At 41.0% G+C, this 26,013-nt stretch carries 20 protein-coding genes; 4 read left to right on the top strand and 16 right to left on the bottom strand.

Features of this window, described 5'->3' with window-relative positions:
• Nucleotides 1-57 precede the first annotated feature (57 nt).
• From ACR63T_RS07530 to ACR63T_RS07495, 8 genes are all read right to left on the bottom strand, one after another.
• A complete protein-coding gene (locus ACR63T_RS07530; RefSeq protein ID WP_472783580.1) occupies nucleotides 58-1,221 on the bottom strand; it encodes a phosphorylase family protein in 1,164 nt (387 codons plus the stop codon).
• Nucleotides 1,202-1,666 (bottom strand): response regulator, encoded by a 465-nt coding sequence (locus ACR63T_RS07525; protein ID WP_472783579.1) that lies wholly within the window; start codon nucleotides 1,664-1,666, stop codon nucleotides 1,202-1,204. The genes ACR63T_RS07530 and ACR63T_RS07525 overlap by 20 nt, the downstream gene beginning before the upstream one ends.
• Nucleotides 1,659-4,610: a hypothetical protein gene (locus tag ACR63T_RS07520; RefSeq protein WP_472783578.1), complete on the bottom strand. Its 2,952-nt coding sequence runs from the start codon at nucleotides 4,608-4,610 to the stop codon at nucleotides 1,659-1,661. The genes ACR63T_RS07525 and ACR63T_RS07520 overlap by 8 nt, the downstream gene beginning before the upstream one ends.
• 178 nt (nucleotides 4,611-4,788) lie before the next feature.
• Nucleotides 4,789-7,065 carry a class 1a ribonucleoside-diphosphate reductase subunit alpha gene (nrdA, locus tag ACR63T_RS07515; RefSeq protein WP_472783577.1) on the bottom strand — a complete coding sequence of 759 codons (2,277 nt, stop codon included), beginning with the start codon at nucleotides 7,063-7,065 and terminating at the stop codon, nucleotides 4,789-4,791.
• 516 nt (nucleotides 7,066-7,581) lie between these two features.
• Complete coding sequence (locus ACR63T_RS07510; protein ID WP_227680454.1) at nucleotides 7,582-7,902, bottom strand: YbeD family protein; 321 nt, start codon at nucleotides 7,900-7,902, stop codon at nucleotides 7,582-7,584.
• A 282-nt stretch (nucleotides 7,903-8,184) separates the two neighbouring features.
• On the bottom strand, nucleotides 8,185-8,883 hold the full coding sequence (locus ACR63T_RS07505; protein WP_472783576.1) for a class I SAM-dependent DNA methyltransferase: 699 nt from the start codon (nucleotides 8,881-8,883) through the stop codon (nucleotides 8,185-8,187).
• A 118-nt stretch (nucleotides 8,884-9,001) separates the two neighbouring features.
• Entirely contained in the window at nucleotides 9,002-9,649 is a 648-nt protein-coding gene (tenA, locus tag ACR63T_RS07500) for a thiaminase II (protein ID WP_472783575.1), read from the bottom strand.
• A gap of 523 nt (nucleotides 9,650-10,172) precedes the next feature.
• Nucleotides 10,173-11,042 (bottom strand): LysR family transcriptional regulator, encoded by an 870-nt coding sequence (locus ACR63T_RS07495; RefSeq protein ID WP_305898289.1) that lies wholly within the window; start codon nucleotides 11,040-11,042, stop codon nucleotides 10,173-10,175.
• 121 nt (nucleotides 11,043-11,163) lie between these two features.
• Here ACR63T_RS07495 and ACR63T_RS07490 point away from each other — a divergent pair, with 121 nt between their 5' ends.
• On the top strand, nucleotides 11,164-11,664 hold the full coding sequence (locus ACR63T_RS07490; protein ID WP_305898288.1) for a lactoylglutathione lyase family protein: 501 nt from the start codon (nucleotides 11,164-11,166) through the stop codon (nucleotides 11,662-11,664).
• Between the two features lie 149 nt (nucleotides 11,665-11,813).
• Here the strand turns inward: ACR63T_RS07490 and rpoD are convergent, their stop codons facing one another.
• From rpoD to ACR63T_RS07475, 3 genes are all read right to left on the bottom strand, one after another.
• Nucleotides 11,814-13,718 carry an RNA polymerase sigma factor RpoD gene (rpoD, locus tag ACR63T_RS07485; RefSeq protein WP_305898287.1) on the bottom strand — a complete coding sequence of 635 codons (1,905 nt, stop codon included), beginning with the start codon at nucleotides 13,716-13,718 and terminating at the stop codon, nucleotides 11,814-11,816.
• Between the two features lie 451 nt (nucleotides 13,719-14,169).
• The gene (locus tag ACR63T_RS07480; RefSeq protein ID WP_472783574.1) at nucleotides 14,170-16,374 is read right to left on the bottom strand and encodes a DNA primase; all 2,205 of its coding nucleotides are present in this window, start codon (nucleotides 16,372-16,374) and stop codon (nucleotides 14,170-14,172) included.
• 199 nt (nucleotides 16,375-16,573) lie between these two features.
• The gene (locus tag ACR63T_RS07475; RefSeq protein ID WP_472783573.1) at nucleotides 16,574-17,806 is read right to left on the bottom strand and encodes an outer membrane protein assembly factor BamD; all 1,233 of its coding nucleotides are present in this window, start codon (nucleotides 17,804-17,806) and stop codon (nucleotides 16,574-16,576) included.
• Nucleotides 17,807-18,417: 611 nt separating this feature from the next.
• Between ACR63T_RS07475 and ACR63T_RS07470 the strand changes: the two genes are divergently transcribed.
• The 3 genes from ACR63T_RS07470 to ACR63T_RS07460 all read left to right on the top strand — a co-directional run bounded on the left by ACR63T_RS07470 (nucleotide 18,418) and on the right by ACR63T_RS07460 (nucleotide 21,379).
• A complete protein-coding gene (locus ACR63T_RS07470) occupies nucleotides 18,418-19,626 on the top strand; it encodes an RluA family pseudouridine synthase (RefSeq protein WP_472783572.1) in 1,209 nt (402 codons plus the stop codon).
• 31 nt (nucleotides 19,627-19,657) lie between these two features.
• On the top strand, nucleotides 19,658-20,668 hold the full coding sequence (locus tag ACR63T_RS07465; protein WP_472783571.1) for a purine nucleoside phosphorylase YfiH/LACC1 family protein: 1,011 nt from the start codon (nucleotides 19,658-19,660) through the stop codon (nucleotides 20,666-20,668).
• Between the two features lie 90 nt (nucleotides 20,669-20,758).
• Nucleotides 20,759-21,379 carry a flavodoxin family protein gene (locus tag ACR63T_RS07460; protein ID WP_472783570.1) on the top strand — a complete coding sequence of 207 codons (621 nt, stop codon included), beginning with the start codon at nucleotides 20,759-20,761 and terminating at the stop codon, nucleotides 21,377-21,379.
• A gap of 121 nt (nucleotides 21,380-21,500) precedes the next feature.
• Here the strand turns inward: ACR63T_RS07460 and ACR63T_RS07455 are convergent, their stop codons facing one another.
• The 5 genes from ACR63T_RS07455 to tolQ all read right to left on the bottom strand — a co-directional run bounded on the left by ACR63T_RS07455 (nucleotide 21,501) and on the right by tolQ (nucleotide 25,504).
• A complete protein-coding gene (locus tag ACR63T_RS07455; RefSeq protein WP_305898281.1) occupies nucleotides 21,501-21,626 on the bottom strand; it encodes a hypothetical protein in 126 nt (41 codons plus the stop codon).
• A gap of 161 nt (nucleotides 21,627-21,787) precedes the next feature.
• A complete protein-coding gene (locus ACR63T_RS07450) occupies nucleotides 21,788-22,996 on the bottom strand; it encodes a translocation protein TolB (RefSeq protein ID WP_472783569.1) in 1,209 nt (402 codons plus the stop codon).
• A gap of 241 nt (nucleotides 22,997-23,237) precedes the next feature.
• Nucleotides 23,238-24,218, bottom strand: coding sequence for a cell envelope integrity TolA family protein (locus ACR63T_RS07445; RefSeq protein WP_472783568.1), 981 nt, complete (start codon nucleotides 24,216-24,218; stop codon nucleotides 23,238-23,240).
• Nucleotides 24,219-24,311: 93 nt separating this feature from the next.
• The gene (gene tolR / locus ACR63T_RS07440; protein WP_472783567.1) at nucleotides 24,312-24,770 is read right to left on the bottom strand and encodes a protein TolR; all 459 of its coding nucleotides are present in this window, start codon (nucleotides 24,768-24,770) and stop codon (nucleotides 24,312-24,314) included.
• Nucleotides 24,767-25,504 carry a protein TolQ gene (tolQ, locus tag ACR63T_RS07435; RefSeq protein ID WP_305898277.1) on the bottom strand — a complete coding sequence of 246 codons (738 nt, stop codon included), beginning with the start codon at nucleotides 25,502-25,504 and terminating at the stop codon, nucleotides 24,767-24,769. Before tolQ ends, tolR begins: the two co-directional genes overlap by 4 nt.
• Between the last annotated feature and the right edge of the window lie 509 nt (nucleotides 25,505-26,013).

The following is a 26,013-nucleotide window of genomic DNA, read 5'->3' as shown; positions in this document are numbered from 1 at the left end:
AATAAAAGGTTGATACGTAAATTTTAAATACTGTTTATATTAAATAATATTTTTATATTAAAGAATATTTTCAAGAATTTTTATTGTAGCTTTTGCAGCAATAATACAAGCCAACTCTTGATATTTATCGCTTTTATCGTCATTTCCGTTGTCAACTACACTCTTGATACTAAAAAATTTTAATGATGAATGGGCTAATCTAGCAGCTTCATATACAGCATAATTCTCCATATCAAATGCTATTATTTTTCTATGTTGACCTTTCACGTTTTCATTGATTATTTTATCTGCAATGACTGTACTACCACTAGAAGCTACACCTAATTTAGTTGTCAAATTGATATTTTCAAGATATTCAGGTATTTGACTCCTCTTAAGGTTCATGTTTGACATTAAGCTACTACTAAAGTTATCTAAGCTTATAATACTTTGCAAATGAATATAGACTGAATTATCTAGTTGTACCGAATACGGTTCAGGAATTAAACCTTCAATAGTCCATTTTCCAGAGTCATGCTGGTAGCAAGTATCAGGAATAATTAAATCGTAGATTTCTGCTTCACCTTCAACACCAGCACAAATACCGCTCATACAAATTAAATTAGGCTGAAAAATCTCAATAGCTCGAGAAGATGTAATTGCTGCGTCCACCAAACCCATCCTAGGGCAAGTTACAATAACACCTCTAAAAGCATCAATATCAATATTTCTACAATTCAAACCTCTTATCGGTGTGATTTCTGAAACGTCGTAACCCGCTCTTGTGAAACCGAGCGCTTCTTTTTCCAAAGCACATATAATTACAAAATCATATTGTGGTACGTTAATCTTGTCGGTTATGTACCTGACTACTGGCTCTTCCCAATTTCTATCATCTGAAAAAGTGATAACAGTAATACCTTTAGTATTTAAATCATTAAAATGATCTAGAGCTTTTTCCTGAAACTTAGTAAGAGCAATCACGTTAGTAGTTGAGTTTATACAATCTTCATCTCTTACTGCTATCATTAGCTCTTTACTTAAATCTTGAGGATCATCACCTTCTAAACGTGGCACCAAAAGATCCATCAATATTAAATCATACTTAGCAAGTAGGATCTTTTTATAAAATAATTGATAGTTACTTACGTTTTCTATTGTAATTGTTGAGTCGATACCGTTAATCAATGAATGTATATGTTGAAGCTTTAATGCGTCATCTTCAAGAATTAAAATTTTCATAATTACTTAACGCCTTTGTGAGTTCTATTTCCCATGATTTTGCTCCTTCGGAGTACTGAATGCACTTTAGTATCCTATAATTATAATTCTCAAATATATAATCTTCTGCTTGTTTTACTGGGTAATGATTTCCGCAAATTTCTATGTCTGGATACTGCGTAATAATTATACAATCATCAGTTCTTTTAAGTGATTTAAGCTCAAAAATAATCTGCAACCCACCAATAGGAAGAGACTTAGGCGTTCCACCGGCTATCTCAAGAGGGTGACTAGGTATTGACATATCAAGTAAAATTAAATCAAAATTTTTGCTATTAATAGTTACAGTAGCATCATATAGATTTGTCGCTTCATGTATTTCAATCGATTTAAGATTCTTATATAAAAAATCAATTAAGCTATTTAGTTTAAACTCATCATCTTCAACGATTAGTATTTTAAACATTAGTTTTAATCCTATAAGTAAAGGACGCATTAACTTTTCTGTCATAACATTTTATTTCATTGAGTGTGAAATAATCATCATAACGATTTAAATTATATAGCTTTTTAATACCGCTATTGTTTTCAATTAATTGAGCATTTTCAATATCTTCATCACTAGAGATTTGGAGTCGTTTATTTATTTCATATTCACTATCGGAATCATTTAGTTTAGAGCTAACTTCAAAATCAATTAGTTGACTAACCGGGTTGTAAGAAATATGACTAAATAAACTTGAGGTTCTGCTACCATGTTTAGCTGCATTATAAATTACAACGTACAATGCGTCATAAATACAAAGAAAAGAACTACCTAGAAGATCGATATCATTATCAATAACAATCTCCTCATCGCATATGAAGTCTTTAAAAGTTTCTTTAACCTGCTTCACGACTACGGTATATAACAATGATAATAATATCTGAGGAGCTACGCTAGAAGGTCTTTGAAACCAATCATTAATCTTTTTATATTTATCATTAACATTTCTATGAAAGTCTAGACTGAAAGGTTTTTTTGTTTCTATATTGTTCTCTGATATAAATATCTCAGCTTCCTCTAGCAGGTAACGTTTAGCGAGCTCTACAACATCATGTTTCTCTTTTTGAAAAAAGATATTTATTTCTCGTAAGTTAATAGTTATAAGGTTCCAACAGTACTCATCAATAATTGAGATACAACCATTACCCTCATTAATTTCGTAGTCTTTAATAAGAGTTTCTATACAATCTTTGGCAATTATTTCTTTTGAAGAGTTGTCGTAAATAGTTGGTTTAATTAAACCACCTTTTTTATCTCCTGATTGAATATGAAGCTTTTCAGTAATTATATTATCTATCTTTTTTTCGTAAATAGACTTCCAGTTCGTCCATGTTTGTGAAAAAGAAGAATCTTTTAAAAAAGAGAACTCTTCTTCCATGTAACTATTCATGTTTGAGAAAGCATGACCTTTGAAAGTACCATGCCTTATTCTTCTACCTAAATATGATGTGATTCCAAAAATACTATTAGTACAGAATTCATTATATATAGTGTTGATAAAATCTAAAAGTTGGGGAGATTCAAATTTTGATAGGTTTTGATGTGCTAAAACCATTATGGCATTGTTCAGGTTTATATATGCTTCATTAAACAGCCATTCATTAAAACGTGTTATATCCACATAAATCCTATTATCGTCAATCTTATTACGTATTTTACTGATTTGGTGTTCAATTTTTAAGGCTTTAGCCATTTTAAAATACGAATTTCTATCTTCAGGGGTAGAGTGTTTGCCCCTCCAATCGTGTAGATTAGCTCTAACTTCTGTAATCATGTATGCTGAATCAATTAAGAAAGGCATAAGAGCTAAGCAATCTTCAGTCAAAACTTCGTATGTATACAATGCTACAGTTGGAGATATCTTATGAAAGTAATCAAGTAAACTTATTAGACTACATTCAAATCTATCAATAGTAATTCTCTGTATCATTTTCCTAAGTAGGAAACCATGCTCATCATTTTGAGTTTTTTTACTTATAAGAATATAAAGAATAATCTGTGAATCTATATCTTTAATATTGGAAGCCATTAACAGCATTTTTTCGCTATCAATAGTTCTTGGTAAATCCGATGTCCTTTCCATTATTGAAAATAAATGTTTAGTAGATAATATCCAGTTTTCGTAATTTATAAAAACTTCATAATTAAATATGGCTGATTTTGTAGCATAACCTTCAGATATAAGTTTTATGAAATTAAAATTTTTATTATTGCCAGTTACTATGCCTGTCTGAGAAATTAATTGTGTTAGGTTGTTAGTTTTTACGTAGGAATTTAGAATCGATAACAATAATTGATCATCGAAATCTAAGTAGCTAGAGTTAGGACTATCATTAAAGAAATCTAGTAGTAATCTATATGGTTTGATTCCATCAACGTCATACCAAGCACTTGATTGTTTGAAGAAAATACTTTCAATCTCACTTTTTTCTTTTTCTGATTGATATGAATCAAGATAAAACTTAGAAACACTATCAATACTGATTTGATACGAGTCAAAATTATCGATAAACCACTTAATACCATTAAGTGAATCTATGTTGTACAAATCCTCGTTTAGCTTTATGTAGATCAGGGCATCTATTAGCGAGCTAGACAAGCTATAATATAAGTTTTTTGAAAGCTCCGACTCGTTAGGTCTATGTTTATGATTAAAACGAACCATAGAGGACAAGTAGGAGTCTACTGATGTATATCTCATTAATGACTTCTTCAAACTAAAATAATCTACTTCAGGTTGGTAGCACTGTTGAAGGGAGCTTAAAAAAACATTAACACCGTTTGCATTATATTCTTGTACAAATTTATAAGTGTACAAAGAGGGGTTTAATTCAAATTGATCAGATAGCTCATTTATTAGAACAATTTTTCTTATCAAAGCTGAACTATAACCACATTTGTCTATTATATTTTTGATATGTTCATCACATTGATCAAAGTCACCTTGTAGGATGCAAGAGTTAACCTTATGCATATTTTCTATGAAAAAATTTAAAACATCTTTATTTTGGTAAGCATAGCCACTTACTAAACCTAATGTCCTTTGGAAGTCTAAAGGGTCTAATAATGGACGATGATTACTAATAACTGGAACTTCGGGAAACAAATTTTGAGTTATTTTTTCAACTTCTGTTTTATTCTTTAGTGTTTTATTTTTTACTAATATGTTCTCAATTACAATGATTTCTTTTACTGCGCATATCTGCCTTAACCTGAGAATGGCTTTTCTCGTGTCTGTATTTTCATCATATAGTAGCGCTCTTAATAAGTTCTTTTTTTTTGCATTTGCATTTTTAAAGAACCACTTCTCATTATGATCAGTATGATGTATATCTATAACAGAAATTATATTGGGCTTTGTCATTTCCAACTCACATATAGATATCAACTGCAAGATGCACAGATGAATATTCAAGTTTTACTTCATTTTAGTTGCTTGTCGTTCAGTGCTTTTTGCTTACTATAAGATAATAACGAATTTGACTTAAAAGCCAAACCCGCCATCCTCTAAAAATTCTATTTAAAGAACTTCTCTTGCAAACCTATATCTTACAAGCCCCACCAGCACAATCATCTTCCATATCCGCTTGCGCGTCATTCGCACCATCACGCGTATTATGATAATACAACGTTTTCACGCCCAGCTTATACGCGGTTAATAAATCTTGCAGCAATACCTTCATCGGTACACGATTGCCTTCATAATGCGTAGGATCATAGTTGGTATTGGCTGAGATACTTTGATCGACGAACTTTTGCATGATAGCGACCAGCTTTAGATAGCCATCATTGTTCGGCATTTGCCAGAGTAGCTCGTACTGACCGCCTAGTTTTTCAATCTCAGGCACAACTTGCTTAAGGATGCCATCTTTTGACGCTTTGATAGACACGAGACCGCGTGGTGGCTCGATACCGTTAGTGGCGTTGGCAATCTGGCTTGAGGTTTCAGATGGCATTAGCGCGGTTAGGGTCGAGTTACGTAAACCGTGTTCGGTAATCTCGCTACGCAAGGTTTCCCAATCGAGGTGCAATGGCTCTTGGCAGATCTTATCGAGATCTTTTTTATAAGTATCGATCGGTAAGATACCTTGCGAATAAGTGGTCTCATTAAAAGCAGGACAAGCGCCTTGCTCTTTTGCTAACTTATTCGACGCTTTTAGCAGATAATACTGCAGCGCTTCAAAGGTTTGATGGGTCAGACCAATAGCACTGCCATCTGAGTAACGCACGCCATTCTTCGCCAAGTAATAAGCATAGTTAATCACGCCCACACCTAGAGTACGGCGGCGCATACTGCCATTTTGAGCGGCTTTGACAGGATAGTCTTGATAGTCGAGTAGGGCATCAAGGGCACGGACGATCAGCTCGGCTGGCTCTTCGATATCGCTGACATTCTCGACTTTACCTAAGTTGACCGCTGATAGTGTACAAAGAGCGATTTCACCTTCTTCGTCATTGATGTTATCGAGCGGCTTGGTCGGTAGCGCGATTTCCATGCATAGGTTTGACTGGCGAATCGGCGCAACCGTCGCGTCAAAGGGACTATGCGTGTTGCAATGATCGACGTTTTGGATATAGATACGACCGGTGCTGGCGCGCTCTTGCATCATGAGACTAAACAAGTCTGCCGCTGGGATTTGACGGCTACGAATTCTCGGGTCATTCTCGTATTTGGTGTATAGCTCTTCGAATTTATCTTGATCTTCAAAAAATGCATCATATAGGCCAGGGGTATCGCCTGGTGAGAATAACGAAATATCTTGACCTTTGATTAAGCGCGTATACATGGTTTTATTTAACTGAACACCATAGTCCATATGACGGACACGGTTGTCTTCGACGCCGCGGTTATTTTTGAGTACCAGTAACGACTCTACTTCTAAATGCCATATTGGATAAAATAACGTTGCAGCACCGCCACGCACGCCACCTTGTGAGCAGCATTTTACAGCCGTTTGGAATAATTTATAAAAAGGAATACAGCCCGTATGCTGGGCTTCACCGCCACGGATAGGGCTACCAAGGGCACGAATACGACCCGCGTTGATGCCGATACCCGCGCGCTGCGACACATAACGCACGATAGCGCTGGTGGTAGCGTTGATTGAGTCAAGACTATCACCACATTCGATCAATACGCATGAGCTAAATTGACGCGATGGGGTACGTACACCAGACATAATAGGCGTCGGTAGGGAGATTTTAAATTGTGAGGTGGCGTCATAGAAGCGCTTCACATAGCTCATACGCTCAGCTTTGTCGTAATTGGCAAACAGACACATACCGACTAGCATATAAAGAAACTGCGGGCTTTCATAGACGGTCTTAGTGACGCGATCTTGCACGAGGTATTTACCGGCCATTTGCTCAACCGCAGCATAGGCCAGATTCATATCGCGCCAATGGTCAAGATATTCGTTAAGCTCATCGAACTCTTCGCGGCTATAATCGGCTAGGATATGCTCGTCATATTTACCTGCATCGGTCAGTTTGTTCACATGATCGTACAGATGCGGTGGGGTAAATTTATTATAGGCGATTTTACGCAGATGGAAGATCGCTAGGCGCGCGGCTAAATACTGATAGTCAGGGGTCGTTTCTGAGATCAGATCAGCGGCAGCTTTGATAATGGTTTCGTGGATATCACGAGTCTTGATACCTTCATAGAACTGAATGTGCGATTTTAGCTCAACTTGTGACACCGACACATTATCTAAGTCGTGCGCGGCCCACTCGATAACCTTGTGGATTTTATCCAAATCAATAGGCTCTAGACGTCCGTCACGTTTGGTCACTTGAATCTTGTCGATATGTGTCATGCTACCCTCATCAGTGTTTGCTTATAATATTTGTTTTGTCAGAAAGCTTACTAACTACTGCTCTAAATACTGTCAGTGCTTTTTGGGCAAAAATATACCCTTGCTCAAAATAATGATAAAAATCATTGAGCACTACATATAGCGTGTTGATTAGTAAGTAGGCACAATATAGCGGGAATTTTTTGAAAATGCTATATTGATTTTCACTAGGATTTATGTTGATGAAGGCATGTATCGCGCTCAAATGAGAGCAAAGGGTGATGGGATAAGGCTTAGAGAAAATGTAAGCAATAACAAAATATTTTATAAAAAAAGGCTTGCGCTTTCGTTTTTATAATGATTAAAAGTCATGGCTAATAATAGCGCTGTCAGAGTGAAAATGAGGGCGTAGATTGTAGCGCAGTACACAAAAAATCGCCACCCAAATAAGTGACGATTACGTAATGCGTATTTTACCTTTATATTTATAGCTCGCTATTTTGAGCAGGCCACTCAATAGGCCAGTAACGCATTAACTTATACCACCATACGTACGGTTTTGGCATCATCAAGCGCCGCATAGAGCGTATTCACTTGCTCGGCAGTGGTAATGTGTATATTCACACGCGCTGAATGGAAGCGACCTGTTTTTGAAGGCTTGACTTCGATAGAGGCTAAGTCAAAATCTGGAAATTGGCTGCCGAGGATAAGCTTAATCTCATTTAGAAGACTATCATACTCGCCTTCATGCCCGATAATGCTCATCGGGTAGTCCATAGGAAAGTCCCAGAGCTCAGGATTTTGAATATCAGTTTTTTTGCCTTTTAAGATACCCTCATTAGGCGTCATATCGGTCATCTCGATTTCTTTTTTGCTGTCTTTTTCTACATCTGGGTTTTGTTGGTTATCACTCATGAGTAATCCTTATGATTGTTTTAAATGATGAAGCGCTCTGACTTTTAGCGAAAAAATCTGAGATGGGCTCAGATTTTTTGACAGTGATGTTTGATAACGATTTTTGAGAGTAATGATAGCGTCAATCAACGCGTAAGAGCAGCCATTGCATATTCTATTTATAATGATACATAAGGCATTATTCAAGGGTGCATCCTAGCTTTGAGGTTGCAAATCCTTTATCAGCTACTTTTTATAGCCACAAATCGCGACATAGTCGCCACGATCATAACCTTTAATAACCTCTTGGACTTTATCATTGGCATACATAGGATGAGTTAACAAGGTTTGCGCATACTCAAAATCAACAAAACCATTCGCTTGCATCAGTGTGATTTTTTCATCAGAGGTGCGCCAGTTCGCTGATTTGACCAGCTCAATAGGATAAGGGTCAGCAGGGGAGATGTGTTCCAGTAAAGGGTGCTGCCAAGTATCTACAGCGCTGGCTAAGTTATAAAGGGTGGCAAATCCGCTCTCTTTAGGCACATCGATGAGGATAAGCTTGCCACCAGTTTTTAAGGCGTCATAGGCTTTTTGGATACAAATGTCCAAATCACTAATATAACTGACGCTGCCGTTAAACAGGATGATATCGAATTTATTAGGCTCAATCTCGCAGGTTTCAGCAGGGCTAATGTCTACTTGTAGGCCACGTTTTTCAGCGATTTCTGCCATATCTTTTGATGGCTCAATACCATGCGTGATATGGATATCGTATTCCTTTGCTAGTAGCGACTCAAATAACCCGCTACCAGAGCCGATAGACAGTATCTTACTGTCTTTATCTAAGAAGCGTGCGACCAGCTTTAGCTCGCTGGCTAGTAAGTTCTGGTTATCCAAAAACCAGCTGTCGTACGCACTGGCGTGTTCATCGAATGCGGCCATGATATTTTTCCTTGTTGATAGTTATTGTTAGTTGTTGATGGCTAAGGTTAATTTTAGAGGCTTATATTCACTACAAGCTAGGTTGACGATAATTTCAAATATGAGTTAAAAACATAGGTTAAGACAGATCTAACGCCTGTTGCCAAAAACTGACCTCCATACGCGCAGCAGTATTGAATAGCTGCTGGAATTTATCCATTTGCGTAGGGCTAGCCTGTGCGAGTAGAGCATCAATCTGTGCTTCGTTCTGCACGGTAATCGCTTGAAATTCGTCACTGGAAAACACATCAGTCCATGGCTGATACGGATTGCCCGTGATAAAACCTTGCTCTTTAATGCGTTTGCCAATTTCTCCATAGCCCATTAGGCAAGGGGCAATAGCCGCATAAAGCTCGGCCAGTGAGCCTGACATCGCAGCGTCTAAGATATAGCGGCTATAAGCGATGGTCGCGGCAGATTCAGTAGCGCTCTCAACTTGTTCAAGGGGTATGTTCCATTGATGACAGAAGTCAAGATACATGTCGATTTCCATATCGAGCATGGCATTGATACCTGCTTGACCCATCCGCATTTGCGCCAGCGTTGCGCTTTTATAGACACTCAAAGCCATCACGCGGGTGTAGTGAATCAGATATAAATAGTCTTGGACGAGGTAATGACGAAAGCTGTCAGGGGCAAGCGTGCCTGCCGCTAACTGCTTGACAAAGTCATGTTGGATGTAGTCATCCCACGTTGGGCAGTTGTGACGTAGCGTTTGATAATTCATAGGGTGCACTTGCCTTTATAAAAGTGCAAGTAAGCAGGTGGTAGGAGACGAGAAGTGAGTAGGCACAAAAAACTTAGCAGATTATGGATATAAACGGGCAAGGCTTGCTTAGCAAAATAGGCTTAAGAGGTGTGCTACAAAATGTCACGCTTGTTTCCTACGTCAGTGCTAACTGCATCAGGTTCGCGGGTAACTCTCAGCCATGATTGTGATGGTGTCAAAAGCATCAAAAATCACAGCACCCCGACAAGGTTTTTAGGAATAAATAGTTTAGATCTGCTGTTATTTGAGCAGTTGAGCCATATGATAGACGAACTCTGGCATCATTAGCAAGTGATGCGCACAGAACCATAAATAATGGTTCTGTCTGTGCCCTTATATTGAAGCTTCGAAGTGCCTCTATACAAAAGCGTCGCTAACATTGCTTTAACTGATGGTTTTGCTCAAAGCTACTGTTCATTCAAAGTTCTTATATTATTTAAATTTCTTATATTATTCAAAGTTCTTATGAAACGGGCATCACTTACAGCCATTTTTGCGCTTCCTCAATGAGGGTTTGTATTCTACGAGGCATGGCATACTCGCGTTTGGTCGCCACATAAAGGGTTTCACTGATGGGAGTAGATAGAGGGTGGCTATTGATAAGATGAGATCTTTCAAAGGCAACGACAGCATGCTCAGGTAGCACGGTGAATCCTAATCCGCGACTTACAGGCTCCAAAATCAACCCTATCTGATTAGAAAAGCCCTTTTCTTCAAAGTCGTTAATATGCTCAAACTCAGAAAAGTTAGCGCCTAATAATAGATTGGCATGATGAGCGCCATCAGGATGACCAATAAATCCAAGTTGGACTAAAGCTTCCCAGTCTACTGATTTAATCTGCGCTGACGTCACTAATAACAAAGCTTCCGTCGCCACGGGCTTACAATTGATACTGGAAATACGGGAGATATCAGTCATAAAACCGATATCAATATCACTACTAACCAGCGCCTGCTCCACGTCACTATTAGGTGCAAACCTATAATTGATTATCAGCTTAGGATGCATCTGTTGCAATGATAAAAGATGAGGATAGAGCTTGAGCCCCACACTTCCAGGCGACATCACACGCACCTTACCCTCAAAAGCTAAATCCTCCCCAAGACGCTGCTCTAAATGAGTCAGTTTTAGCAAGATATCTTTTGCCTCGTCATAGAGGTACTCGCCTGCACTAGTTAATGAGAATTGCTTACCTTGGCGTATAAGCAGCGAGATATCTAACTGCGCCTCGAGCTTATTAATATGTTGACTGACGCCCGATTGCGTCATATGCAGACGCTCAGCTGTATGAGTGAAGTGACCGACTTCTACCAAAGTACAAAAAGTGCGTAGCCAGATAGTATTTATCATTACAAACCATACTTATTTATATAATAAATGATAATTTTACGTAATGATTGTACCTTTGTATAGTAGTCCTGTGTCAAGCGATCACTAATCAAAAACAGCATATCAAGCAGGAGTACTAACAATGAGTAAGGTTTACCCAAGAAGTTTTTCACATATTGGTCTTTCAGTACCTGACTTAGCAGCAGCGGTGAAGTTCTATACAGAAGTCATGGGTTGGTACATTATTATGGAGCCGACTGAGATCGTTGAAGATGACAGTCCAATTGGTGAGATGTGTACGGAAGTGTTTGGCGCAGGTTGGGGCAGCTTTCGTATCGCGCATTTATCGACTGGCGATCGCATAGGCGTGGAGATATTTGAATTTAAGAATCAAGAAAATCCTGAGAATAATTTTGAATATTGGAAAACGGGTATCTTTCATTTTTGTGTGCAAGATCCTGATGTAGAAGGGCTTGCTGAGAGTATTGTGGCGGCTGGTGGTAAAAAACGCATGCAAAAGCCACGCTACTACTATCCAGACGAAAAACCTTATCGTATGATTTATATGGAAGACCCGTTTGGTAATATCGTTGAGATTTATAGTCACAGCTATGAGCTTATCTATAGCGAAGGCGCTTACTGAAAGTAAGTTGTTAATCTTGGAGTAAGCTTTCACATAAAATCTATCTTATAAGCACAAACTAATAGCCACAAACTAATAGCCACAAAAAAGCTGAGCAATGGCTCAGCTTTTTTGGATAACTATCTTTATCAAACTTAGTCACTCTTTATCTAGTCATTCTCAAGGAATGAGCGCAAATGCTCAGAGCGTGATGGATGACGTAGTTTGCGTAGCGCTTTTGCCTCGATCTGACGAATACGCTCACGGGTCACATCGAACTGCTTGCCGACTTCTTCCAACGTATGATCGGTTGGCATATCGATACCAAAACGCATCTTCAATACGCGGGCTTCACGTTCAGTTAGATTACCCAACACATCACGCGTCGCTTCGCGTAGACCAGCTGCCGTCGCATCATCAACAGGGCTTGAGATCGTACCATCTTCGATAAAGTCGCCTAAGTGCGAGTCTTCATCATCACCGATTGGCGTCTCCATAGAGATCGGCTCTTTGGCAATTTTCAGTACTTTACGCACCTTTACTTCGTCCATCTCTAAGCGTTCGCCTAACTCCTCAGGCGTCGGCTCACGGCCCATCTCTTGTAGCAATTGACGTGAGACACGGTTGATTTTGTTGATGGTCTCAATCATATGCACAGGGATACGGATAGTACGCGCCTGATCGGCGATAGAGCGAGTAATCGCCTGACGAATCCACCACGTGGCGTAGGTCGAGAACTTGTAACCACGGCGATATTCAAACTTATCGACCGCTTTCATTAGACCAATATTACCTTCTTGAATAAGATCCAAGAACTGCAAGCCACGGTTGGTGTATTTTTTGGCGATGGAGATAACCAGACGTAGGTTAGCCTCAACCATTTCTTTTTTGGCACGGCGGGCTTTGGCTTCACCAATTGCCATACGACGCGCCACATCCTTCATGTCGTGAATTTCCATCTCAAGCTTTTGCTCATAATCACGGATTTTACGCTGTAAAAGAATAACGTCGTCGGTCACTTTTTCTAAAGTCTCGCTAAAGGCAGGCTTGCCTTTTAGGCGTTCGGTCAACCAATCGACGTTAGTCTCATTACTTGGGAAAGTTTTGCGGAACTCTTCACGCGGCATACGACCACGGCGAATCACCAAGCGCATGATCTGACGCTCTTGTTTACGCACATCATCATAGACGTCATGCATAATAGCCATGACCTGATCAGACATACGATTATTGAGCTTGAGCATCATAAAACGCTCAGCGAGCAGCTTATAAGCTTCGTTAGCTTGCTCACTACCACGACCATAGTCAAGCAGCGCTTGCTTGGCAGTCATAAATAAGCCCTCGATCTCCTCTAAGCGAATGCGCACTTCTTCAGGATCGATACCAGTGGTTTCTTCTTCTTCCTCAGTCTCATCATCATCGTCTTCGTCATCATCATCCTTTGCGTTAGCTTTGGTCTTGACAACGGGCATTTTCTCGCGCTCTTTCTCGCGTTCGCGTGCCTCTTTGGCTCGCTCTTTTTCGGCTTCTGCAGCGGCTTTATCTTCCTCAGTTTCAGGATCTAAAAATCCCGTAATAACATCGGAGAGCTTCTTGTCGCCATCGACCACTTTTTGATACTCATCAAGCACGTATTGTACCGTTCCTGGCCAATATGACATCGCATGCTGCACGTCACGAATACCTTCTTCAATACGTTTGGCAATAGCAATCTCGCCCTCACGGGTCAGTAGATCAACCGTACCCATCTCACGCATATACATACGTACAGGATCCGTGGTGCGACCGGGATCAGTTTCTACCGCTGCCAATACTGCCGCAGCCTCATCCGCTGCTGCCTCATCATCGTTTGAGTCATCGTTCATCAAAATATCATCAGCATCAGGTGCCGATTCAAATACTTTAATACCGACGTCGGTCAACATCTGTATGATGTCCTCGATTTGATCGCTTTCGGTGATGGAGTCGGGTAGCTGATCGTTAACCTCAGCATAGGTCAAATAGCCTTGCTCTTTACCCATTTGGATAAGCGTGGCTAGCTGAGATGTGGACTTAGAAACTGACTTATCGTTCATAAATACTCACTTTTTTGTCGGACATTTTTATTATTTAGGTCAGTCATACTAGCTTTGGGTTGCTGATCTAGTCATGAGACTGATCCTAGTTAAGCGTAGTCATAAATACCAATAATAAAAACGAATGGATATAAATAAAAACTCAAAATACTACAAGGTTATTCAAAAAATATTATCTAAATAATTTATCGAAACAAGTATCAAAATTCATGGTGTTTTATAATTTAAAAGCGCTGGTTTAGAGCCACTAAGAATATATAAACGGCGTAGTTTAGCACAGACCCTAGTAAACGAGCATAAGGTTATGAATTAACGGTTATAAAGTCACTAGGACATTTATGTCTATATATTTTTTGGCTTTATATAAGACACCTTAACCATAAACAATGGGGTCAGTAGGCTGGCTTTTAAAGGACTTGCAGCGGTTATCTGTTTTTTAATTAAAAATAACTCAAATACTAACCATTTGCGCGGATTGTTCTGCCTGCTGCTCTCGTAGCCAGTTACTCAAGAGCTGAGCCTGCATACGTACAATAGTCGCCTTGATATGATCGGGGTTTTTTACTAAATCTTGTATCTTTTTTCTCATGTTACGCTCTAACAGCTGACTCACTAAGTTTTCAATCAATTCATCAAGGCTTAACACATTTCTTAGGGTTAAGGTCTTAAAAAAAGCGCCCCAATTACGGCTGAGTGCTTGTTGAGTTGAGGGTTTTAAATTAGATAAAACAAAGTGAGCTGCGGCATTGGCATCTAGTGGCAAGTAGTTCGAACAGCGTTGAATGGTGCTTACGACATCGAGTAAAGGGTCGTCTTGTAGATCGTCCCAAGCCAAGGGGCGCAGAGCATCATCAGACGCTTTTTGCTTAATATGCGCGGGTAGGTTTAATCCATGAATACCCGCTTGTTGCCAAATAACCTGAATAGGATCATCAGCTAATGCGCTTGGTTGAAACAAAAAGCACAGCTGTAATTGCTGGCTGATGGTCATCTCACCATCAAAGTCTAATAGCGCGTCTTTGGCCTCAACGTTTTGACTGCGCCTGCCGCCAAGCTTTTGATAGATATCGTTGTTGAGTAAATAACGAAAGCTACTACCTTTAGGCAGAGAGTTGGTCAGCGTCCGTACTTGCGACATGAGCTTAGCTTTACCTTCAGCCAAGCTCATGTCATAGCGCTCGCTTAGATAAGCAAAGATATACTGCGACAGTGGCATGGCCTGAGCGATCTGTTCGCGCATAGCTTCAACGCCATGACTTTTGATAAAGGTATCAGGATCATGGTCATTTGGCAGACTTAAAAACCGCAGCTCTTTATCATCACCTAGCACAGGCAGCGCAATCTCAAGGGTACGCCAAGCGGCCTTTTGACCTGCGCTATCACCATCAAAGCTCAACGTTAGCGTCGGGTTCAGGGTCAATAGCCGTGAGATTTGGCTCTCATTAATAGCGGTACCCATCGAGGCAATCGCCCCATAAATACCTGCTTGATGCAGAGCGATAACATCCATATAGCCTTCGACCACTAGCCAGTCGTTGGCACGTTGCTGACGCGATTCATAATAGCCATAGAGTACATGCTGCTTATGAAAGACGGGCGAGTCTGAGGAGTTGATATATTTGGGCTTGACCTGATCATCGAGCGCCCGTCCACCAAAGCCAATAGTACGACCTTGATTATCTCGAATCGGAAAGATAATCCGATCTCGCAGTAGGTCATAGTCGCGACCTGAGTCTGATTGGCGCACTAGTCCGAGCGCTTTTAAACCTTCGATATCTTGCGGGAACTCGTGTTCAAGATGCTGCCAGCCAAAAGGCGCGTAGCCTAAAGCAAAGGTCTCAATACTCTGTTCTGTGATACCGCGTGTCATAAAATAATGCTTGGCATGCGGATGAGTCTGCAAATTACGCTGGTAGAATTGCTCAATTTGTAGCAGTAAATCGTACAGATTGCCGTCTTTGTCAGCGCTATTTTCAATATTGGTGTTAGCAGCACTCTCATCATTTAACCATGGGGGCGTACTGTCGTGGCTGTCGTCATGAGCACCGACACTAGCACCACCGACAAAGTAGCTATCATCATAACCTGTACTATTATAGTCATCGTCGTAAAAGTTCTGATTGGCATAACTGCTGTAATCGTCAGCGTTATCATAGCTGACAATATCATTAGCTGGTGAGCTGGCAGCAGGTTTTTGCGTTTGGACAGGGCTAGCACTTGTTGATTGAGCCGTAGGTTTTGCGTATGGCTTGCTATTACTTTGATTATTACTGTGCTGATCATTGCTGGGCTGATAATTATCATGCTGAGATGCCGCTTTAGGTTTAGTCACCGTGCGCTTATAGCTGACGTTTTGGCGATCCTCCTCTGGTATCTCAATACCGGTCTGCTTCGATAGCTCTTTTACTGCTTCTATAAAGGTAAGGTTCTCGTAATCACGTAAAAAGCTAATAGCATTGCCGCCGACATTACAGCCAAAGCAGTGATAGATATTCTTTTGTGGATTGACATAAAAAGAGGGCGATTTTTCGCCATGGAACGGGCAACAGCCTCGATACTCACTTCCTGCGCGTTTAAGCGTAGTATGGCGACCAATAATGCTGATAAGATCAGCTTGGCTACTTAGTTGCTCAAGGATGTGATTTGGGATACTCATTAGAAGGGCATTTTACCATACGAGAGAGATGATTTACTGGATCAAATATAGCCTATATTTAATTATTATAAAATAGCCTAAGCAAGGCAAACAATTAAATTTACTCATTAAAACTATAAAGGTAAGACCAACGAATGAGTTAGTCTTACCTTTGCTTTTGTATATAAACCTACAAAATTAAGAGTAGGGTATATATCAGCTATTCATCTTCTAAATCAACATCAAAATCAATAGATTCAATAGGCGTATTGCCTGGCGTTAGACGAATACTATCGCGATCATCATTAGGCAGAGTAGTGCGACGAGTTGGATTGATGTTCTGTGGATCAACAGCGGCTTCTATAGCGGCGGCGCTCGCGCTACCTTGTCCAGATACTTGCTCAGTGGCACTTTCAGGCAAGCCTAAACCGATATTAATACCACTACGGCGGCTTGATAGATTGCCCAAACCTTGTGCGGGAGCATTAGTATTTGCAGCAGGTAGCTGCAACTGCGCCGCATTAAGGATAGTTTGAGTCTTAGTTGCGCCGCTATACTGACCTTGAGCATTTGAAGTGTCGTTCATGCTGGCGCGGCCCAATTGTCCAAAGGTCAGCTTGTTCAGCCAAGAGCGATCCGCTTGAGTATCGATTTTTACTTGTCCATCACGGGTAAGCATGTCTGGATAGTTGATCTGTAGCAGGGTTTTGTACTGCTCAGCCAAGTCAGTCAATCCCAATTGCTGATTGCTATAAGCGAGTATAGCGATAGCTTCTGGTACTGATTCGCTAAGCGGGTAGTACTGAAAAGTCCACTTGGCACGATTGGCAGCGGCAACATAAGCCTCGCGTTTGATGTACCAATTAGCAGCCGTCAGCTCACTTTGAGCAAATTGATTATAAATAAAAGTCATACGCTGCGCGGCATCAGGCGCATAAGGACTACTAGGGTACTTGTTAATCAGCTCTTGAAAATTAGCAAAAGCAAGACGTAAATAGCCAGTATCACGCTCAGCTTGATTGGTCTTAAACAGCTTAAGCCCCTCAGATGAGCCTTGCATATTGGCTATGCCGCGTACGTAATAAGCATAGCTCACCTGCGGGTTTGACGGGTATAGACTGATAAAGCGCTCGCTACTGGCTGCAGCATTTTCATAATTACCACCTGCAAACTGCGCGTACATCATATCAAGCAGTGCCTGCTCAGCATATTGCCCAGTAGGATAAAAGGTGCGCAGACTATTCAAGTCCTCTACCGCTTGAATATAGCGACCTTTGTCGATCTGCGTGATAGCATCACGGTAATACCCTTGCTCAGTTTTCTCAGCAGTTTCGACTGCATCAACGTCTTTGCTGGTTAAGTTTTTGATAGTCTGACAGCCCACTAAATTTACGCTTAGTGCCAGTAAAGTTACCGATGATAATTTGATAAAGGTGTTGCCTACAGGACGCATACTTCTCTCCGCACAAAATGCATAACAGCAAAAGCCATCGTGCTGATAACAGGTTAATGATAATAGACTCTAATAAAGCTGCTAAATTAATAAAACTAAAATAAGAGCTTGCGCTAAAATAGGCCTTACTTTATAGAATAATAGCAGCCTCGTCTATTTTTTCGTGGTTTATTTTAGACAGGTCATGTCAAAGGCTCTACTATATCTCTTTCAAGTTAGCCATAGCCATAAAATAATAGACAGCAAGTACAGACGACAACAATAAAAAAATAATGATATATAGTACGATAATTTGTACAGTTTAGCATGGGTCGTGATAATGGGTAATGAAGAATCCTAGCAATGCCGATAAATATACAGTAAATTACCACGAAGTCATATTCCAGACAGTATGAGGCTGCTGGCATAAGAATTTTTTATGTTTTTATCATGGCTATATTATTATCAGTATATAGAGCATCAGTCTGTAGCGTGCTACACTAGGCGCCTAATTGATTACACCTATAAGTTTTAGTATAAATTAGCGAGATAAATCAGCTATCTACATCAAATTATTATAAAATTTATTTCGTGCCTTTATAATCTATAACTATCTGCTATGACTAACTGTTATGACTAACAATATAAGCAACAACCCTATGAATGATACTACTAAAAACAACCACGCTGACAAGACTAATGTCACATCAGACATCGAACCCTTGGTTCAAGAATCAGCTGCCGCTGATGATAACTGTGGCGATTATGACGAGTCATTAGACGATGATCATAACGACGCTCATAACGACGAATTGCTAGACGATGAAGATGAGGCTCTTGATAACGACGATGAACAGGTAGCGCCGCAGAGCATACCTGAGATTATCAACATTACTCATACGGTCGCGGATAATGAGGCTGGGTTGCGTATCGATAAGTTAGCCGCGCTAATATTTACGGACTTTTCGCGTGCTCAGCTGCAAGGTTGGATCACTGATGGCAGTCTACTGCACAATGGCGAAATTCAAAAGTCCAAACAGCGAGTCAAAGCCGATGATGTGTTGCATTTATCAACGACTTTGCAACAGCATAGCGAAGATATGCCTGAGAATATTGCCATTGACGTAGTCTATGAGGACGATGCCGTACTTGTCATTGATAAACCTGTTGGTATGGTCGTCCATCCAGGCGCGGGCAATCAGACCGGCACGCTGGTCAATGCGCTATTGTATCACTATCCGCAGCAGCATCATTTGCCGCGAGCAGGTCTCGTGCATCGTATCGATAAGGACACTTCAGGGCTATTACTTATCGGTAAGACCAAGCCTGCCCAAATGGCACTAATGGAGCAGTTAAAAGACAAATCAGTCTACCGTCATTATCAGTGTGTCGTTGCAGGAGATCAAGCGGCTCTAGCTCGCCATCGCCGCATCGATGCACCGATTGGACGTCACCGCAATCAACGCACAAAGATGACAGTGATGACTGCAGGTCGCGATGCCGTAACCCATCTATTAGATATCACGCCACTAAACGATAATTATTGCCTGCTAGATGTCGGACTTGAGACGGGACGTACCCATCAAATCCGCGTGCATCTTAGTCATATCACTTATCCAATTGTAGGTGATCGGGTCTATGGTGGTCGTCGTCAATTGCGAGCAGGCTTAACAGAAGCACAGCGCCAAGCTATCGGCAGCTTTCCGCGTCAAGCGCTGCATGCTTACGCCTTAGGCTTTGTCCATCCAACTACAGGTGAGGATATCGAAGTCACAACCCCTGTCCCTGAGGATATGCAACAGCTTATTGCGGTTCTGAGTGAAGGCTATGATGTTGAATAAAAAATATCGAATAAAAAATGTTGAATAAAATATGAACAACTTGCCTGCAAGTAGTGATTCCACTCAAACTATGCCACTATCAGTAGTGGCGCAGTTTGATGAGGTGACCGTCTATCAAACGTCAGCTTTGGTCATTGATGCTGTTGATAGCGGGCAAGATGATAGTGAGCAAAACGACAGTAAGAAAAATGATAGCGAGCAACATCGTTCGAATATGTTGCAAACAGGTCAGAGTAGCTATGGCAAGCTCAATTTAGGCTTACATGTACAAGACAATGCTGAAGTCGTCTTACAAAACCGTATGGATTTATTAGGCACTATTAATCAGCAATTAGAGCTAGCACAAACAGCTTTGCCAAACTCAACTATAAAAATCCCAGCTATCAACAGCTTACATTGGGTCAATCAAGTTCATGGTCAGCAAATCCATGATATCGATGCGTCGCGGCTATCTATGCAACCATTGGATGCTGATGCGCTGGTCAGTCGGCAAAGCGGAGTAGGACTGGCGATTATGACCGCTGACTGCGTGCCTATTGTTTTATACCAGCCAGCGACTCACCAGATAGCCGCTATCCATGCAGGCTGGCAAGGGTTGGCTTGTGGGGTAATAAAAGCTACCGCCGAGCGCTTCGATAATAAATCGCCGATTATGGCTTGGGTCGGGGTCTGTATCAGTCAAGAAAACTACGAAGTGGGTAGTGAGGTCGCTGACAAATTGCTAGCAGGCTGCACGGATAATCAATTGTTATCAAGCGCTCAGCTGCATAACTTTACTCAGCTATTTTGTCTAAAAAGCGATAAAGAAGATAGATGTAATAGCGATGACAAGCTTAGGCTTGATCTGCCAAAGTTAGCTATAGCGCAGTTACAAGCCTTATCTATTACACTATTAAATGAGTCAGCTATTGACTGTAGCTATGATGATAGTCGTTATTACTCTTATCGCCGTCAGACCCATTTGCAACAATCTATGACAGGGAGGATGGCGTTGATTATTGTCCATCACGACCCCATTGAAAACCGTATGTCTAAAAGCTAGCTATTGACTCAGCGTATGGCTTTGAGACTGCTATTCAAGGCATGTCCTTAACTAATAAAATTATCTTCCAATAAAAAAATTCGAGCTTGTATGAATACATCTGTAGCACCTACCAAAAAACCTGATAGCCATGACTCTAAGTTATCTGATTTTAACCTATCTATTGCAGTGATTTACCATAGCAATTATGGGCATACCAAGCGTGTCGCTGAAGCGGTAGCGACTGGCGCACGTCAGCAGTTGCCTGAGTCGCAAGTCAAAGCAGTAGATGTTCATGATGTCGATTGGGATTTTTTGGATCAAGCGGACTTATTGGTGTTCGGTAGTGCAGTGTATATGGGCAGCGTGCCTGCTGGATTTAAGACCTTTATGGATGAGACCTCAAAGCGTTGGTACAATCGTGAATGGGAAGGCAAGTGGGCAGCCGCTTTTGCTAACTCAGGTGGGCTAAGTGGGGATAAGCTTGCCGTATTACAGCAGATATGTCTATATACTATGCAGCATGGGATGAACTGGATAGGTTTGCCCTTGATGCCTACTGGCCATACGGAAACGGATCTAAACCGTCTCTCAAGCTTTTTGGGATTGATGACTCAATCAGGAGATGCACCACCAGAAGAGACCCCTTGTCAGGGCGATATCGATACTGCGATCTGGTTTGGCGATCATTTGGCTAAGACTATCATTAAGCATCAACCTATAGCGGTCTAAATCATAAAGAGGGCTTAAGGTTTTATTATAAAAGGGCAGATATTCATACGAATATCTGCCCTTTTTAGCATCTTATTACTGCATTTTAAATTATGAAGTTTTAGCTTCTTTGAGCTTTGAATCAAGGTCGTTTGTCATCTGCATAAGCAGTCACTGGAATAGGACTAGCGCCAAGCTGAATTAAATTTTGACAGCCTGTTAATAAAGTGGACAGTGCTAACATCCAAGTAAGCGTTAATATTTTCATATAAACTTTCAACCTAAATGGGCTAATAAATAAAATAGCTTACGGCTAGCATTAACTATCGAATCAACATGCCCTAGTATATATCGTTAGTTGAAAAAAAATAAGCTGATAAAAAAGCGACTAATACTACTAGTCGCTTCTTTATTGTTGAGCGCTTACAATTAATTAGGGTTGGCTGACCAGACAGGCGAGCGAATAGTACCATCGCCAGACTTACCAAAAGACGCGCCACCATTAAGTGATTTAATGGTTATCACGCCTTTACCATTCTGCCTTGAAGCATAAACCACGCGCTTACCATTGGGTGAAAAGCTGACCCCTTCGTCGATGCCCGTGCTACCGATATTCGTTACTACAGCGCCGCTAGTATTCATAATAGCGGCAGAGCGACCACTCAAAAAGCCAATTTGTGTGCCATCGCTGCTATATTTTGGGGTAGTAGCATAGCCACCTCTAGAAACTTTGCTAATGCGTCCTGAGCCAAACTCATAACGGTAGATCTCAGGTCGATTGAATGAGGCTTTGTTTGAGACAAAGACAAAAGACTTGCCATCAGGCGCGTAACTTGGCTGTGATTCGCTAGAGGGCCAATTAGTCAGTTTGACTAGACCACCGCCACCAGCATTGATTTGATAAATGTTCTCACTACCCTCAAAGCTCCCTGAAAAAATGATGTTGCTACCATCAGGAGAGAATGAAGGACTGATACTAGTACCGTTATAAGGGGTGATAGAGGTAGCACCGCCGCCGCTGACATTTTGTACATAGATCGTTTGATAAGATTTGTCGCGTAGGACAGAATAAGCGATTCTTGAGCCATCAGGTGACCAAGCAGGTGCAAATATTGAGCCATTTACCTCAGTAATTGTTTTAGCATTCTCGCCATCGGCATCCATTACCTTGAGGCGTGAGACTTTATCTTTACCTACGCCTGTCTCTTCGATATAAGCAATGCGCCCTGAAAAGTCGCCTTCTATACCTGTAACTAATTCATAGACTTTATCAGCGATGACATGAGCAGCATAACGCATACTTTCTTTATCGTTATTGGCGCTCAAGGACTGCTTGCCTTGTATGACTTGTCCAGTATTAACATTGATCACTTCATAATCAGTGATGATCTTACCGCGATCGCTACGCGTACTACCGACCACTAAATAGGGGATACCTGTGTTCTGCCAAACAGGTAGCGTGCCTGCCAGCTCACTGCTGCTACGTGGCTGCTGTGGTAACCCTGTGCTGGTCACTTTCAACTCTGTCCGACCTAAGTCATTCAAAATAATTGATGACATAGTGGTATCGCCGGCAAAAGGCACAAAGGCGACTTGGTTTTGTTGTCTTGGAGCAACCACGGTTACATCAATTTCCATTGGTGCAGCATTAGCAGTGTAATTAGGTATTACGAGTAATGATGTTAGCAAAAATGTACTTGATACTATACCGAGAATAGATGACGTAGCCAATTTCATAAGTTAATACCCTAATTCAAAAATGTAATTATTATAGCGACTCAATAACAAAAGCTAGCTTTAAGCTTTGCAATAACTTCATAAAGCACTACTGAGATAGCAGAACATGATAATACTTTATCTAGATTTAATACTCTCAAAACTAGGTAACTGTCACATTAATTACTAAACTTGCGAAAGCTTTGGCATTGTCTAGATCAATTGGCAATGGGCTAGCATCGTAAGCTGCTTTTTCTGCTGCTTTATTGACATCTGAGTTTGATCCGCTAGCTTTAGCAGACAATACGTTACCTCGTGCATCTAACTGCAGCGTAATTCTAGCAGTTATGCCTTGTGTTTGAACGGGCGCTTTAAGATTTCTTTGAATCTTATCAGCAATACCACTCTTAAAGTCACCTGTAGAGCGTGTTGAGCCGCCATCTCTAGTAGCAGATGAGCTACCGCCAGATACTGTAGCCTGACCATCCGCTAAATCAAAGGTTTTGCCTGCGTTGCTTGAGCCGCCCAGATCAATATTGATATTGCGATCGCCACGAGTGGGTTTATTCACTCTAGGTTGATCATTACTTTTGGCACGAAAGTCTTTAAGTCTTTTCTGCTCTTCGATACGCTCATCTCTTTGCTGTTGCTGGAATTCATCAAGTGCTTGCGTACCATCCAAAGCCGCTGCTGCTTCTGCTACATTGCGATTATATTCTGCCATTTGTTCAAGACGTTTTTGGTGTTGCTCTTCACTCATCAGCATCGGGCGGCTGGCGGGCTCATCAGAACGCGTAAACACAGGCTCTTGTTGCGAGCTTGCCTGAGCGGTGCTTTGATCTGACATATCACTACTATCAGACTCATTCATTTGCATTTGGGCTGCAGCACTACTACTCGCACTAGCGGCTTGCTCGGCCGATGCGGCTCGATTGGCAAGTATTTGCCCTTGAATCTCAGCAAGCTCACCTGGCGTTACCATCGTTGTCTCAATACTACCTGCAATCTCAAGTGTTGGCGTCTGATAAGTATAAATAAGTACCCCAAGTATAATACCATGCGCCAGCAAACTTAGCAGCGTAGGCATTGTGAGCCCATCGCCTTCAGGCTGAGTCGGTACATAGACGGCAGGGGCATTGTTCATAATATAAAGACCTAAGAATTTGACGATCTACTTTTATCTGGCAAATAACTATTTGATTTTATAACTTTATAACTGCTTATTAATTAACAGCCATTATAGTGCAGGCGTAGGTAGAGGCGCACCCGTTAATAATCCTACCTTTTGGATACCTGCTTGTTGCAAGTTCGCCATTAGAGCCATGATAGCGCCATACTGGTTATTCTGATCAGCATTAATCATAATTTGGATGGGTTGTCCGCTCTCGGCGCTACTTTGGGCTTGTAGATTACTCAGAGTATCGATCAGCTCAGGCTCACTGACAGGCATGTCCATATTATTCTCGTAGCTGATAAAGATCTCGCCATTACTGGTCAATGAGATAATAACAGGTAGCTGGTTTTGGCTCATACTAGTGGTCTGCTCTTTAGGTAGATCAACATCGACACCAGTCGTCAGCATAGGCGCCGTTACCATAAAGATGACCAGTAGCACTAACATGACATCAATATAAGGTACGACATTCATATCGGCATTGAGCTCAGACTTTTTGCGGCTATAAGGACTTGGCTTCATAGTCCAGAGCCCTGAATACCTTGAGATCCTCTAGCGATCTGCGTTTTTGGTAAGACCGTTTGACTCTCAGTGCTAGTCTCACGTTGCAGCATCCCTGTCATCTCATCGCAGAACAGCGCTCGCGACTCATATAGTCGGCTAGATTTATTGGTAAAGTGATTATAGGCGAGTACCGCAGGAATAGCGGCGAACAGACCCATAGCGGTAGCGATTAAAGCCTCGGCAATGCCAGGAGCTACTGAAGCAAGGGTGGCTTGCTCGGTTTGTGACAAGCCCAAAAACGCATTCATAATACCCCATACCGTACCGAACAGACCGATATAAGGGGCAACCGATCCTATGCTGGCAAGGGTGGCGATACCTGATTCTAGCTGTTGCTGTTGACGGCCCAGACCTACGCGCAGCTTACGCTCTACACCGTCGATGATGTCATCTTTTGGCTGACGTTTTTTATGCATGCGCAGATATTCAGAAAACCCGACATAGAATATTTGCTCAAGCCCTTGGCGATCAGGAGATCCTTGAATGCCTTGATAAAGCTTGGCCAAATCCTCACCTGACCAAAACCAAGTCTCAAATTGCTGATCAAAGCTTTTAGCTGTGCCTAAACGCGAGCTTAAACGAAAAATAATGACCCAGCTCAGTAGCGACGCTAATAATAATAGCGCCATAACGATCTGCACCAATAAACTGGCTTGGGTAATGAGATCAATGATATTTAAGGATTCGGGCATACAATGGACTCGCAGTGAATAAAAGTAACGTAAAGGGGCAGCTCTACATCAATTAAACCTAAAATTTTAGAATAAGTGGTTGACGACTGTTTTTACAGCAGCTATGCAGCCTGTTTTAAACCGTTAGTGTACTTCTAAATGTCTAAAAGGTCATTATTAATATGTTATTTAGACAATATGCTACCTAGTCGTCAAATAAAAGATGACAAGCTTGAAAAAATATAATAAGGTTTGTCTTGCAGGTCAAATTGTAATTTTAAATTACACAATATGTCTATCAGTAGCATTTATGAAACAGCTGCTTGTGTAATTCAAAAATTATGAGGCGTTAATTTAATAGGGTATGTTTGAGAGTCAGGATAAATACTGCTCATAGCTACACTTTTATTAAAGCTAAAATTTAGAGTAAAGGCAGAACAATAGGAATGCTAATTGCTATTGTTCTGCAACGAACATTATGCAACAAAGGGTAGGGTTACCATAGTGTCGGGTTTTTATAAACGTGGGGG

Source organism: Psychrobacter sp. M17(2026) (assembly GCF_055699815.1).
The sequence above is the reverse complement of the archived record's forward strand: the minus strand, read 5'-3'. Positions and strand labels throughout refer to the sequence as shown.